Annotated in this window: 15 protein-coding genes; 10 read left to right on the forward strand and 5 right to left on the reverse strand. The window is 26.0% G+C overall.

Going from position 1 to position 14,234, the window contains the following annotated elements; translation table 11 throughout:
- Window positions 1-165: 165 nt before the first annotated feature.
- From BUA70_RS01430 to BUA70_RS01450, 5 genes are all read left to right on the forward strand, one after another.
- Complete coding sequence (locus BUA70_RS01430) at window positions 166-1,215, forward strand: ABC transporter substrate-binding protein (protein WP_072892448.1); 1,050 nt, start codon at window positions 166-168, stop codon at window positions 1,213-1,215.
- Window positions 1,216-1,238: 23 nt separating this feature from the next.
- Window positions 1,239-2,126: a LysR family transcriptional regulator gene (locus tag BUA70_RS01435; RefSeq protein WP_072892449.1), complete on the forward strand. Its 888-nt coding sequence runs from the start codon at window positions 1,239-1,241 to the stop codon at window positions 2,124-2,126.
- A 216-nt stretch (window positions 2,127-2,342) separates the two neighbouring features.
- Window positions 2,343-3,209, forward strand: a complete 867-nt coding sequence (locus BUA70_RS01440; RefSeq protein WP_072892450.1) for an SDR family oxidoreductase — start codon at window positions 2,343-2,345, stop codon at window positions 3,207-3,209.
- Between the two features lie 151 nt (window positions 3,210-3,360).
- The gene (locus BUA70_RS01445; RefSeq protein WP_072892451.1) at window positions 3,361-3,810 is read left to right on the forward strand and encodes a GNAT family N-acetyltransferase; all 450 of its coding nucleotides are present in this window, start codon (window positions 3,361-3,363) and stop codon (window positions 3,808-3,810) included.
- Window positions 3,811-3,817: 7 nt separating this feature from the next.
- Window positions 3,818-4,591 carry an SDR family NAD(P)-dependent oxidoreductase gene (locus BUA70_RS01450; RefSeq protein ID WP_072892579.1) on the forward strand — a complete coding sequence of 258 codons (774 nt, stop codon included), beginning with the start codon at window positions 3,818-3,820 and terminating at the stop codon, window positions 4,589-4,591.
- A 96-nt stretch (window positions 4,592-4,687) separates the two neighbouring features.
- Here BUA70_RS01450 and BUA70_RS01455 read toward each other — a convergent pair whose 3' ends face one another.
- A complete protein-coding gene (locus BUA70_RS01455; protein WP_072892452.1) occupies window positions 4,688-5,329 on the reverse strand; it encodes a macro domain-containing protein in 642 nt (213 codons plus the stop codon).
- Window positions 5,330-5,729: 400 nt separating this feature from the next.
- Here BUA70_RS01455 and BUA70_RS01460 point away from each other — a divergent pair, with 400 nt between their 5' ends.
- Window positions 5,730-6,338, forward strand: coding sequence for a DNA-3-methyladenine glycosylase (locus BUA70_RS01460; protein WP_072892453.1), 609 nt, complete (start codon window positions 5,730-5,732; stop codon window positions 6,336-6,338).
- Window positions 6,339-6,423: 85 nt separating this feature from the next.
- Window positions 6,424-6,606: a hypothetical protein gene (locus BUA70_RS01465; protein ID WP_072892454.1), complete on the forward strand. Its 183-nt coding sequence runs from the start codon at window positions 6,424-6,426 to the stop codon at window positions 6,604-6,606.
- A gap of 115 nt (window positions 6,607-6,721) precedes the next feature.
- On the opposite strand, the gene BUA70_RS01470 is transcribed toward BUA70_RS01465, so the two are convergent.
- The 4 genes from BUA70_RS01470 to BUA70_RS01485 form a co-directional block, all read right to left on the reverse strand.
- Window positions 6,722-7,543, reverse strand: coding sequence for an ABC transporter permease (locus BUA70_RS01470; protein WP_072892455.1), 822 nt, complete (start codon window positions 7,541-7,543; stop codon window positions 6,722-6,724).
- Window positions 7,544-8,506 carry an ABC transporter permease gene (locus tag BUA70_RS01475; protein ID WP_072892456.1) on the reverse strand — a complete coding sequence of 321 codons (963 nt, stop codon included), beginning with the start codon at window positions 8,504-8,506 and terminating at the stop codon, window positions 7,544-7,546.
- Window positions 8,507-8,553: 47 nt separating this feature from the next.
- A complete protein-coding gene (locus BUA70_RS01480) occupies window positions 8,554-10,119 on the reverse strand; it encodes an ABC transporter substrate-binding protein (RefSeq protein ID WP_072892457.1) in 1,566 nt (521 codons plus the stop codon).
- Between the two features lie 251 nt (window positions 10,120-10,370).
- On the reverse strand, window positions 10,371-10,853 hold the full coding sequence (locus tag BUA70_RS01485) for a hypothetical protein (RefSeq protein ID WP_072892458.1): 483 nt from the start codon (window positions 10,851-10,853) through the stop codon (window positions 10,371-10,373).
- Between the two features lie 610 nt (window positions 10,854-11,463).
- Between BUA70_RS01485 and BUA70_RS01490 the strand changes: the two genes are divergently transcribed.
- The 3 genes from BUA70_RS01490 to BUA70_RS01500 all read left to right on the forward strand — a co-directional run bounded on the left by BUA70_RS01490 (window position 11,464) and on the right by BUA70_RS01500 (window position 14,233).
- Window positions 11,464-11,790 carry a DUF1904 domain-containing protein gene (locus BUA70_RS01490; RefSeq protein WP_072892459.1) on the forward strand — a complete coding sequence of 109 codons (327 nt, stop codon included), beginning with the start codon at window positions 11,464-11,466 and terminating at the stop codon, window positions 11,788-11,790.
- 99 nt (window positions 11,791-11,889) lie between these two features.
- Window positions 11,890-12,849, forward strand: coding sequence for a DMT family transporter (locus BUA70_RS01495; RefSeq protein WP_072892460.1), 960 nt, complete (start codon window positions 11,890-11,892; stop codon window positions 12,847-12,849).
- 334 nt (window positions 12,850-13,183) lie between these two features.
- On the forward strand, window positions 13,184-14,233 hold the full coding sequence (locus BUA70_RS01500) for a carbamoyl phosphate synthase small subunit (RefSeq protein WP_072892461.1): 1,050 nt from the start codon (window positions 13,184-13,186) through the stop codon (window positions 14,231-14,233).
- Window position 14,234: the final 1 nt, after the last annotated feature.

Below are 14,234 nucleotides of genomic sequence, written 5' to 3' on the forward strand. Positions count from 1 at the left end.
TTATTAAGCTTTAAAGCAGAAGAAAAGGTTGTTTTACTTCTTTTATGGCTAAAGAATCTAGTGCTTTTACTTCTAAATATAAATTAATTTTATTTGTTAATGGAATTATATACAGTGTTTATTTATAATATAAGGAGAAATTAACAATTTATTTAGGAGGAATTTATGAAAAAATTAACTAGAAGCTTATTTCTGTTAATATGCACAATTTTAGTAATAAATATTTTCATATCTTGCAATAAAAGTGAAGGTATAACCTTAGAAGTTTTTAACTGGGGAGAAAATATAGATATGGATTTACTAAAAGAATTTAAAAACAAATATGGTATAGACATAAATTATACAACTTATGATACTAATGAAGACATGTATATTGCAGTTAAATCTGGTAAAAGTAATTATGATATAGTAGTGCCATCTGACTATATGTTAGAAAGAATGGCTAACGAAGATTTACTACTTAAATTAGACAAATCTAATATACCTAACATAAACAAAATAGATGGTGATTTTTTAAATAGACCTTTTGACCCAGAAAATCAATATTCAGTTCCTTATATGTCAGGAACTATAGGCATTCTTTATAATAAAGATTTGGTAAAAGAACCTGTAGATAGTTGGAACATATTATGGGATGAGAAATATTCAAAACAAATATTTATTCTAGATGCACAAAGAGATGCTTTAGGAATGGCACTAAAAAAATTAGGGTACTCTTTAAATACAACAGATGATAAGGAATTACAGGAAGCAAAAGATGAACTTATAAAACAAAAACCTTTAGTTTTAGCTTATGTGCAAGATGAAGTGAAGGATAGGATGATAGCTGGAGAAGGGGCTTTAGCTGTTATTTGGTCTGGAGAAGGATTAAATCTTCAAGATGAATATCCATATCTTCAATATGTAGTACCAAAGGAAGGTACAAACTTTTGGGTAGATTCATTAGCAATACCTAAAACTTCAAAGCATAAAAAGGAAGCTGAACTATTTATAAATTTTTTATGTGAAAAGGATCCATCCCTTAGAAACTCTAAGCTTGTTGGATATACAACTCCTCAAATGGAAGCTAAAGAAGCTCAAGACGAACATATAAAAAATAATAAAAATGCATATTTATCTAAAGATATATTCAAAAAGTGTGAGAATTATAAGGATTTAGGAGAAAATATTAAAAAATATGATTATATATGGACAGAAGTTAAATCTGTCCAATAATAATATTGTATTAGGAGAGAACAATGAACGAAAGAAAGTTAAAAATATATTATGAAGTTGCAACATCTTTAAATATGACAAAGGTTGCAGAGAGAATGTTTATAAGTCAACCGTCTATTTCCCAAGCAATAAAAGAGATTGAAGAGGAAATGGATTGTATATTTTTTGAACGCTTAGGAAAAAAATTATATTTAACATATGAAGGTGAGGTATTTTTAAGCTATGCAAGAAGAATACTAAATCTTATGGAGGAAAGTAAATGTAGAATAAAAAGCTTTAAAAATATAGAAGCAGGATATATATCTATAGGAGCAAGTACAACCATAGGAGTGCATCTTCTACCAAGTATAGTAAGAAATTTTTCTAAAGAATATCCTATGGTTGATATATCTTTGGAGATAAAAAATACAGATGAAATAGTAAATATGATATTAGATAATACTATAGATTTGGGATTGATTGAAGGAGAAGTAAATTTAGATGAACTTATAATAAATGATTTTTATATAGATGAATTAGTTTTTATAGCTCCTTTAGAGCATCATTGGAAGGATAAAAAGTACTTAGATAAAACTGATTTTAATGATGAGACTCTTATTTTAAGAGAAAATGGTAGCGGAACTAGAATGATAGTTGAAAGAGCTTTAAAAAACAAGGGTATAATATACAATACTCATATGGAAATAGGCCATAATGAAGCTATAAAGAAATTGGTTAAGAATGGTTTTGGAGTATCTTGTATATCTAAACTTTGTATAGAAAAGGATGAAGAAAAAGATTTTATAATTAGAAGAATGAAAGATGGGAAAATCATTAGAAACTTTTACTTAGTTTATCATAAGGATAAATTTATAAGTAAATTACTTAATATATTTTTACAATATGTTAAAGAAAAAAGTTTATTTATTTAAAGAATAAAAATATATTATTATTTTATATGATTTTACCTAATAAGAAAGTCCTAACTTAAAATTTTAAGTTAGGACTTTCTTATTTTTAAACTTTAATCAAATTTAAGATTTTATAAAATGTATTTATTAGTTTAAGCAATATATTTGGATAAAAAAGAATTGAGATGGAATAATAATAAAGAATTTTAATGAAATTTATATTAAGGAGGTATTTTAATGAATAATAATTTTCCTAAAAGTTTTCCAGATCAATATCAGGATAAACATCCAGGAATAGAAAGTATTATGAACCCTAATCCTATATTTCAAATGGATGGATATAATATAAGTTCAAATAGATTAAAGGATAAAGTAGCAATAATAACTGGTGGAGATAGTGGAATAGGTAGAGCAGTATCTATTGCATATGCTAAAGAAGGAGCAAAAGTAGCTATAGTATACTATGATGAAAAAGAGGATGCTAAAGAAACAAAAGATATAATAGAAAAGGCTGGAGGTAATTGTCTTTTAATAGAAGGTGATATTTCTAAAGAAAATTTTTGCTGTAATGCAATAAAAGAAGTAATAAATTCTTATGGTGGTATAGATATATTAGTAAATAATGCAGCTGTTCAATATTGCAGAGAAAATATTCAAGATATTCCATCTGAGCAGTTTGTTAAAACTTTTAATATAAATGTATTTGGAACTTTTTATATGGTTAAAGCAGCATTACCATATTTAAAAGAAGGCTCTTCAATAATAAATACTACTTCTGTGGTGGCGTATCATGGTCATAAAAAATTAATTGACTATTCTTCAAGTAAGGGCGCATTAACTACCTTAACAAGATCTTTAGCTATAAATTTAGCTGATAAAGGAATAAGAGTTAATGCTGTAGCACCAGGACCTATATGGACTCCTCTAATAGTTTCAAGTTTTAAAGGAACAGATATAACAGAGTTTGGAGTTAATACCCCTTTAGGAAGGGCTGGTCAACCTGTAGAATTATCAGGAGCATATGTATTTTTAGCTTCTAAAGATGCATCATATATAACAGGAGAAACAATTCATGTTAATGGTGGAGAAATAATAAACGGATAAAATCAATTATATTTAAAATAAATTGTTATAAAAATTAGCTATTTTATAAAATAGCTAATTTTTTGTTTTTAATCAATGATTTAGTCTTATATAATTTTAAGATATAATTATAAATATAATAATAAATATTTGATTTTTATGAGGTAAGCATATGTATTTTGTGATAAAACATTTTAAAGAATTATCAATAAATGAATTATATGAGATAGTAAAATCTAGATTTGAGGTTTTTGTTTCTGAACAAAAAATAGTAGAGCAAGATTTTGATGATGTAGATAAGGAAAGTTATCATTTATTTGCTATTAAAGATAAACGAGTAATTGCTTATTGTAGGGTGATACCTTTGTCTAAGGAATATAATACTCCATCTATAGGTAGAGTTTTGGTTTTAAAAGAATATAGAAGAAAAAAACTAGCTTTTAATATTATGACAGAAGCGATAAGTTTTATAAAAGATAATTTAAAGAAAGAGGAAGTAACTTTATCAGCTCAAGAATATATAGTAGATTTTTATAAATCATTAGGATTTGTAGAAGCATCTAATAAATATATAGAGGCTGGAATACCTCACATAAAAATGAAGTTAAAACTTTTAATATGAGGTGAGAATTTTGGAGATAACATTAATAACTGGAGCCACTTCTGGGATAGGATATGAGTTAGCTAAATTATTTGCAAGAGATGGTAATAATCTTTTGCTAATAGGAAGAAATAAAAATAAGATGAAGGAAATAAAAGAAAGTTTAGAAGAAAATTATAAAATAAATGTCTTTACTTTAATAAAAGATTTAAAAAAAGAACAATCTGGGGAAGAAATATATAATTATGTGGAGAAAAACAATTTAATTGTGGACAATCTAATAAATAATGCTGGCTTTGGAAGTTTTGGATGCTTTAATGATATTGATAGAATTTGGGATTTAGATATGATTAAGGTAAATATATTTGCATTAACAAATCTAACAAAGTTATTTTTACCTAATATGATGAAAAGAAATAAGGGTGGAATATTAAATGTAGCTTCTACAGCGGCTTTTCAGGGAGGCCCTTTAATGGCGGTTTATTATGGAACTAAAGCTTATGTTTTGTCTATATCTGAAGCTTTGGCAGAAGAATTAGTAAATACAAATATTAAAGTAAGTGTTTTATGCCCTGGACCAGTGGATACATCTTTTCAAAGTGTTGCAAAGGTTAAAAAGTCTTCATTTGCAAAAGGTTATATGATGGAGGCTAAGTTTGTTGCTAAGAAAGGTTATGATGGATTTAGAAAAGGGAAAACTATAATTATTCCAGGATTTAAAAATAAATTACTAATACAAGGATTAAGAATATTACCGAGAAAATTAGTTAGTAAGGTAATTAAAAGGGTTAATAATGGTTAAATTATATAAAGGTAACTTTCAATATAAAAAGCTAATTTAGACTTTAATTTTCTAAATTAGCTTTTTATAACTAATAACTTATATTTAAATTAGTAATTAATCATTATCAACTAATGAATTATAGACATTAAATGTTTTTTCATCATAACAAACTATAATAACTTCATCCAAGCTATTATTTTTTTCTAAGAAAGATTTTATTGTATCAATGGCGATAGAAGCAGCTTCTTTTAATGGATAATTATATGCACCAGTGCTTATAGATGGAAATGCCACTGTTTTTAATGGGTTTTTTTCAATAATATTAAGTGCTTTTTTCTCGCAATTTTCTAGAGATAAATTATGACAACCATTAAATCTATGAAGTTTATTTTTTACTAAGTTAATACATTGATTTACGTATTCTTCCTTATAATTAGCGCAAAGTTTTAATGAATTTTCATAGGCATTTTTTAATTTAACGCTTTCATTAAAATTTCCACCTCTCCAAATAGGGCCAACAGCATGTATTATCCATTTTACACCATTAGAAGATAAATTATATGATTTTGTAATTTTTGCTTCTCCAGTCTTACAGCCATTTAAAGCTCTGCATTCATCTAAAAGTTCGCTTCCGGCAGCTTTATGTATAGCTCCATCTACTCCACCACCTCCTAAAAGAGATGTATTTGCTGCATTTACAATAGCGTCACAATTTTGTTTAGTTATATCACCTAATATAACAGAAATTTTAGACATGTAATCACCTCAAATATTTATTCTAACCAATATTATATAATACTTTTAAGAGGAAGTGTAACTAATGCAGGTTTTATTTTTCAATAAAAAAGACTATCTTAGGAGAGATAGTTTTAAGATAATCTTTTTTAAAAAAATTATGTATAGTAAGTTATCTATTAATGTGATCTTGTTTTTTGCTTTTTAAGATTTTTAAAATATTTGGTAGATAAGAATCATAATTTGATATTAACCAAGTTATAATAACAATAAATGAAACGAAAACTATGATAGACATATATTACATCCCTTCAAATTATTTACAAATATAATTATAATATTATAATATTTAAAAAGGATAACAAATTTATTAAATATTTCTAAAATATAACTTAATTTTAAGAGAGGAGATATTTTATTTATGAAGCTTGATAGAAAGTTTTTTGAAAGAGATACACTAATAGTAGCAAAGGAATTACTAGGCAAAATATTAGTGAGAAATAAAAATAATGAAATAATAAAATGTAGGATAGTTGAGACAGAAGCCTATATAGGGCCAATTGATAAGGCTTGTCATGCTTATGGCGGTAAAAAAACAGACAGAGTAAAACCTTTATATGGTAAAGCAGCAGTAGCATATGTTTATTTTATTTATGGATTGTATCATTGTATTAATATAACAACAGGACAAGAAGGTTCACCGGAATGTGTTTTAATAAGGGCTGTAGAACCAATACAGGGAATAGATTATATGAGTTTAAATAGATACAATGAACCATACGATAAAATTAATAGATATAAAAGAAAAAATTTATGTAATGGACCATCAAAAATGACTATGGCTTGTAATATTACAAAAGAAGATAATTGGGTTGATTTAACAGAAAGTGAAGATCTTTATATAGAAAATGATGAAAGTAAGTTTAATATAATAGAAGCCAAAAGAATAGGAATAGATTATGCGGAAGAGGCTAAGGATTTTCTTTGGAGGTTTTATATAGAGGGGAATCAATATATATCTAAAAAATAAAGATTAATTTATATAGCATTTAACTAGTTTTATATATATTTATTCTATTAAAGAATAAATATACTTATACAAGGAGATTACATATATGAGTATGTTATTAGTAACAATATTTCTTATTTTTATGTTTGGAAGGATAATATATGTAGATATGTATTTAGAAGATAAAGAGGAAGATATTAATTTAAGTGAATTTAAGTTTATGTATAAAGAAAAAGAGAACATAATAATATATTTTGATAAAGTAACTGGATACATATATGAATATTAAATAATTAAAAATTTACATATATATATTTAATAAAATTTTTAAAAGTTGATGGTAATTATAAATTAATTATCATCAACTTTTAAATAATATATAGGAATTAAAATATTTATATAAATTAGTTTATATTTAAGTTATCATTTAATTTATCACTTATAATAGTTAAGCTTAATATTGTAAGAAATATTAATAAACCGGGGAAAATAGCAAGATACAGATTATCAAATATATGCTTTTGAGCATCCTGAAGCATATTTCCCCAAGAAGCTAAAGGCAACTGAATTCCTAAGCCTAAGAAGCTTAAAGCGGATTCTGTTAAAATAGCATTGGCCACATTTAATGATGCAGATACTAATATAACACTTTTTAAGTTATATATTACATATTTAAATATTACAGTTATAGGTTTTAGTCCTAAAGCTTCTGCTGCCAAAAAGTATTCATTTTGTTTAATATTTATAGTTTCTCCACGCACTATTCTGGCTACATTCATCCAACTTAATAAGCCTATGATTATAATTATTGTAGAAATACTAGGTTTAAGATAACTATTTAAAACTATTAGAACTAAAAAGCTAGGAATACTCATTAGAAAGTCCAATAATCTCATTAAAAAGTTATCAAGTTTACCACCAATATAGCCACTTAACACCCCCACTAATGTACCTAAAACTATAGAGATAATCATTGAAACTATTCCTATGGTTAAAGAGATTCTTCCACCATAAAGAGCTCTAGAAAAATAATCTCTACCCAAATCATCTGTACCAAATATATGTGAAATAGTTGGTTTTTCCAATTTATTATATATATTTATTTTATTTGGGTCTGTAGAAATAAAACATGATGCAATTATAAGTAATACTATTAATGTTATAGTAATTATAGCGAAGGCGAAAAATTTATCTTTTTTTAATTGTAAATAAATTTTATTAAACATTTAAAATCCTCCTTTACTATTAACATTGATTTTAGGATTTAATATTATATATAAAGTATCAGATATTAAGTTTCCAATTATTAAAAATAAAGAGGAAAATAGTGTTATTGCCATTATTATAGGATAGTCTCTTGAAAATATAGAATCTATCATTAATCTTCCCATACCAGGCCATGAAAAGATTACTTCTGTAACAAAGGCTCCTGTAACTAATCTTTGTATGCTCATTCCTAGGATGGTTACAATAGGCGTAAGAGAATTTTTAAGTACGTGTTTAAAGAAAATTTTTTTATTAGATAATCCTTTTGATTTAGCAGTAGTTACATACTGTTTTCTCAATTCCTTATAAACACTACTTCTTGTATACCTTGTAAATACAGAAATATTATAGAGGCTTAATGTTAATAATGGTAATATGAGATGTTTTAAAAAATCTATTGGTGAATTATTGCCTATGCTATTCATTCCACTAGAAGGAAGAAGTTTAAGCTTTACAGAAAATATTGCTATAAGCATCATTCCTATCCAAAATGATGGAAGAGATAAACCAACGTAATTTAACACAGTGATTAATCTATCTATTAATGAATTCCTTTTTATTGAGCTAAATATACCTAAAGGTATAGAAATTATTACTGATAATATTAAAGAAGTTCCGACTAATAGAAGAGTGTTGTATAGTCGTTCCAATATTTGGGGTAATACTGGCATATGATTTATTAGAGAATATCCAAAATTACCAGTAAAAACACTTTTTAACCAAGAAAAATATCTAATAAAAATACTTTGGTTTAATCCCATATTATTTTTTAAATTTTCTATATCATCAAAAGACATAAGTGGAGTTATATAAGCATCTGAAGGATCACCAGGAGCTAATTCTAAAAGCATAAATGAAACTATAGAAATAAATAAAAGCATAGGAATTAAGCTTTTAATTCTTTTAAATATAATTTTTATCATAAAGTACCTCATTTAAAAGAGGGGAATAAAGTATCCCCAAAAAATTATTATTCAATATATAATTTTGACCAATCTTCAAACATGTTAGCGCTTATTGGTTTTGCATCGTCTATACCTTTTAAGTTCTTATTTGCAATCATTAAGTTTTGTTCATAATCAATAGTATATACAGGAGCATCTTGTGATATTAATTGTTGAAGCTTTATATAAATATTTTTTCTTTTTTCTGTATCTAACTCCTCTGCACCTTTTTCCCATAGAGAATCTACTACTTCATTACTATAATTAGTTTGATTGTGGAATCTACCAGTTTGATACATTCCTCTATAAGGGTTAGGTTCTAAACCCCATGCATATCCGTTAACTAAAATGTCATTATCTGTATTATCACTAAATAGAACTTTAAAAAAAGCTTTGCTTTCATAAGGAACTACTTCTGCATCTATACCAATATCTTTTAGTTGCTGTTGAGCAACAAGTGCATAATTTTTATGGGCAAATCGTCCAGTATTATATGCAATTTTTAGTTTATCTATATTAACGCCACTTTCAGCCAATAATTTTTTGGCTGTATCAATATTATGATCATAACCTTCTACATTTTCTTCAGCATAGAAATCTGCCCCAGGAACTAATATTGATTTTGCTTCTTGTGAATCTGTAGATCCATAAGCTGATTTTATCATTTCCTTCCTATCTAAGGCATATGAAATAGCCTTTCTAAATTTGTCATTTTTCATATAATCCTTATTTTGATTAAATACCATATAGTTTAATCTATCTTCGCTATAGGTATAGGTTTGAAAATTTTTATTATTTTTGGCTTTATCAAATAGTTCTACACTACCTTTCATAAATGTAATTTCTCCATTGTTTAATGCTGCCTCTTGAGATGCTTCATTTGGAATTATTTTTACTGCAATTTTATTAGCTTTAGGAGAACCATTGAAATAATCATTATATTTTTCAAATATTATTTTTTCACCTTTTTTCCATTCCTTAAATTTAAAAGGTCCAGAACCTATTGGTTCATTATTTTTTTCAGATTTTGCAATAGAATCTTCACCTTCATAAATATGTTTTGGTATAGGAGTTAATTTTGACATACTATATAAAAATGATGAACTAGGAACAGGTAAAGTTACCTTAGTTGTAAGATTATTTATTTTTTCTGCTGCAACAGGTTGTCCTTCTATTAGTAGGGTTTCTCTTTGACTAGAATTTTGCTTTTCATCTAATATGGTGTTAATTGTAAATACTATATCATCTGAAGTAATAGGTTGACCATCGTGCCATTTTAAGTCTTTTTTAAGGGTTATAATTAATTCTTTATTGTTATTAAAATCTATATTATCAGCTAGATAATATGTGATTTCTCCTTTCTTATAGGTATAAAGTGGTGAGTACATAATATTTGATACTGCTGTTGCTTCTCTTACATTTGTAAAAGCAGGATTTATTGTATCTGGATCACTAGGAATGGCAAAAACTATTGTATTATTTTCATTGTTATTTGAATTAGTAGAATCTTTTTGACCACAACCTACTAATACTGTCATTGATGCTACTATTAATCCTATGGTTAACATGTTTTTTATTTTTTTAAAATTCATAAAATACCTCCAAGTTCATTAAAAATTCAAATTTAATTAATATATTATACATATTGCTAAATTTTTACAATAACTATTTATATTATCTATAAATTTGTAAATATGTATAGAAATGATAAATAAATAAGACAGATAAAATTAAAAAAGTGTTGAAGTATAATAAAATCAACACTTTTTTACAATTTAATATATAGTTTTGGAATAATAAAATAATATAATACTATAATTGTTTTTAAATAATTATAGTATTATTAATAGCATATAAAGGAATCGATTCTTCTTAGATCAACGCCAAAATAAACCCATCTGAAACCAATCCATCGCCAGCCGGAAATAGATCTTCTATCTATAGAAGTTAAAAAAGCCCAATAACTAAATCCATTTCTTTGCCATATATAGGTGAATCTATATAAGCAAGGCCTTAAAGAGTTACTACTTATTTTTTGTTGACTAGGAGAAGATAAATTTAATTTCTGTACTTTTTGATTATTCTTTGATGGGGTAGAAAAGGGCGGAGGTCCAGCTGGAGGAATATTTAGTTTCATATTTGTGTTGGGGTTATTAAAGGGATAAGGTCTTTTTTCATCATTAGAATTATCATTTCTTAATTCTGGGGTATAAGTAAAGGGAATGTCTACTTCATATTCTCCAACTTCATCTATTCCTTCATCATTATCATAGAACCTAAAAAATTCTTTAGAAAAGTTGAAGTTATTATAATTTAAAGAATCCATAAAAAGCTCCTAATATAAGTTTTCGTAATATATTCATATGAATATTAAAGTATTTAAGTTACAAAAATAATATTAAAGATTATTTAGTTTACTATTAAATATACCAAAGTATGCATATCATATAAGGTTAAATAATTAATTTTGGCAAAGAAGTAGTAAAATAAAGTATTTTGTAGAAATTGAAAGTATTATAGGGATAAATTTTGCTAAACTAATTGACAAATAGATATGAATAGATAATAATATAAAAGACTTCAATAGGACAAAAGAAGTTAAATATTACAAACGAATGAAATACTTTCTAAAAATGAGGTGTTTCATTCCGTAAATTTAATATTGTTTTACTTAGAATTGCAATATTGATTACATAATATTGTAAGAAAAAGTTAGACAAGACATCAATGGGAATAGACATAAAATAAATTTTAGAGATTGTAAAATCTCTAAATAAGTTATTGCCAGGGCAAGGCAAGGTTGAAATTATTAAAGGTTACATAAATATTTATGTAACCTTTAATAATTTTTACGAATAATTTTTAAATAATAGTATTAATATGATAAAATTAATGTCTAAAGTAAGTTAAATTAAGTATATATGGGAGGATTTTATATGCCACAATTACAATTTAAAAGTATTAAAAAAGATGATATCTGTGCAATAAGCACAAAGCTTATAGATGAATTGCAAAAAGTTTTAGAATGTCCTAGAGATTATTTTACCTTAGAGATTATAAATAATAGTTATATATTTGATGGAAAAGAAGTGAATAGTTACCCTATTATAGAAGTTAAGTGGTTTGATAGAGGACAAGAGGTGCAAGATAAAATCGCAAAGATTATAACTAAAAATTTAAAAGAAATAGGATATAATTCAGTAGATATTTTCTTCACCATTTTAAAAGAAAATAACTATTATGAAAATGGAGAACATTTTTAGAAAAGAATATAACAATAATTAAAGTAAAGATTTTTATAAATTATTTTATTTAGAATTTTATGAGGGAACTGTTTGGTTAATAAAAGAAAGAGGTGAATTATGGAGAAGGAAAGTTTTTTTAGGAGTAATCGAGGTTGCATTTTAACATCTCTAATTTGTACAGTACTTTGGGGAAGTGCTTTTCCAGTTTTAAAGATAACTTATTCTGAACTTAACATGATATCAACTGACTATAATGGAAAGATATTTTTGGCTGGTATTAGATTTCTTTTAGCGGCCATAATGATATTTGCATATGTTAAATTTTTTCAGAAGGAGTCTTTACGAATAAAAAGGAAAGATTTTGGATGGATACTAATTTTAGGACTTTTACAAACAACTTTTGGTTACTTCTTTTTTTATAACGGTTTAGCAAATACATCAGCTATGAAAGGAGCTATTTTAGGAACCCTTGAAAACTTCTTAGTAGTTATTATAGCTCATTTTATTTATAAGGATGATAAAATAAATCATAGAAAGGTTATAGGGCTTACAACAGGACTTTTAGGTGTAATAATAGTGAATTGGGGTGGTAAATTCTCTTTAGATTTTAAGTTTAATGGAGAAGGATTTATGATACTTTCAGCAATTTGCTCAGCAGCTGCCACTTTTTTAGCTAAGGAGAAGGGAAAGAATATAAATATATTCCTTATGAGTGCTTGGCAAATGCTTTTAGGATCTATATTAATGGTTTTATGGGGAATTCCTGTTATTAATAATGGAGGATTAAATTTTACTCCTTTAGCATTTTCACTTTTAATATATTCAGCATTATTATCAGCAGTTGCATTTTCACTTTGGTATGTACTATTAAAATATCATAAGGCAGGAGATATAAGTTTATATAAATTTATGATACCAGTTTCTGGAGCTATATTATCTGTTATGTTTATACCAGAGGAAAGTTTAACTTGGAATGTAATTTTATCTTTAATATTAGTTTCTTTAGGAATAATCTTAATTAATAAAAAAAATACAGATAAATCTAAAAGAAATGCTTTAAGTAGTAAGGTTTCATAAGATAAATAGATTTAAACTGTAAATAAGTTACAAGTTTTTCTTGACATGTAATTAAAATAAAAATACAATGTATATTAAAGAATAAATTTTAGAAATAAAATACACTTTAAATTGGTCCCGTGAGGCCAGAAAGAGGTATAATAATGATGTATGTAATTTTTATACAAACAAACAAAACAGCTTTGTTTAATAATGAAAATCCTAGCGTTATATATAAAGGACAAGAAGAGATTGAAATCTTAATTTAATCTCTTTATTGTCCTTTTATTTTTATTTATAGCTAGAAAGACCTTTTAAAAGTGTATTTTACTTCATTTTTTTAGGAGGGCTACTTATGAAAGCAAAGCTTATTTTAGAAAATGGAACTATATTTAATGGAACTACTTTTGGTTATCTTAAGGAAACTGTAGGGGAAGTAGTTTTTAATACAGGAATGACTGGTTATGAAGAAGCTTTAACAGATCCTTCGTACTATGGTCAAATTGTAACAATGACTTATCCTTTAATTGGAAACTACGGAATAAATTTAGATGATATGGAGTCTGATTCTCCAAAAGTAAAAGGATTTATAGTTAGGGAAAAGTGTAATTATCCTAATAACTTTAGATGTGAGCTAGAAATAGATACATATTTAAAGCAAAATAAAATTTTAGGATTAGAGGGTATAGATACAAGAGCTTTAACTAAAATTCTAAGAAACAATGGAACTATGAAGGGAATAATAACGTTAGATACCTTTAATGATGATGAAGTTAAGCAAAAGCTTAAAAATTTCAATAATAAAAATGCGGTAAAGAATGTTACAACAAAAACCGTTCACACAATAGAAGGCAATGGAAAGCATGTTGCTATATTAGATTTTGGAATAAAGAGCAATATAATAAAAAGTTTTGTGCAAAGAGGTTGTAAGGTTACTCTATTACCAGCTTATACTTCATCAGAAGAAATATTAAAATTAGATCCAGATTTAATCTTTTTATCAAATGGACCTGGAGATCCTGAGGATTTATTAGAGCCTATTAAAAATATAAAGAATTTAGTTGGTAAAAAACCAATAGTTGGAATTTGTTTAGGACATCAATTATTAGCATTAGCTTTAGGTGGAAAAACAGAAAAATTAAAGTTTGGACATAGAGGTTGTAATCATCCAGTAAAAGATTTAGAAGAAAATAAAGTACACATAACATCTCAAAATCATGGGTATTATGTAGCTAAAGTACCAGAAGATATGGAGATTACTCATATAAGTTTAAATGATCAGACTGTTGAAGGTATGAAACATAAGAAATTACCTATATTTTCAGTTCAATTTCATCCAGAAGCCTGTCCTGGGCCTCACGATAGTGATTATATTTTTGATAAGTTTATAAGTTATGGACTTTAGG

Source organism: Clostridium fallax (assembly GCF_900129365.1).
Lineage (GTDB): Bacteria > Bacillota > Clostridia > Clostridiales > Clostridiaceae > Clostridium_AH > Clostridium_AH fallax.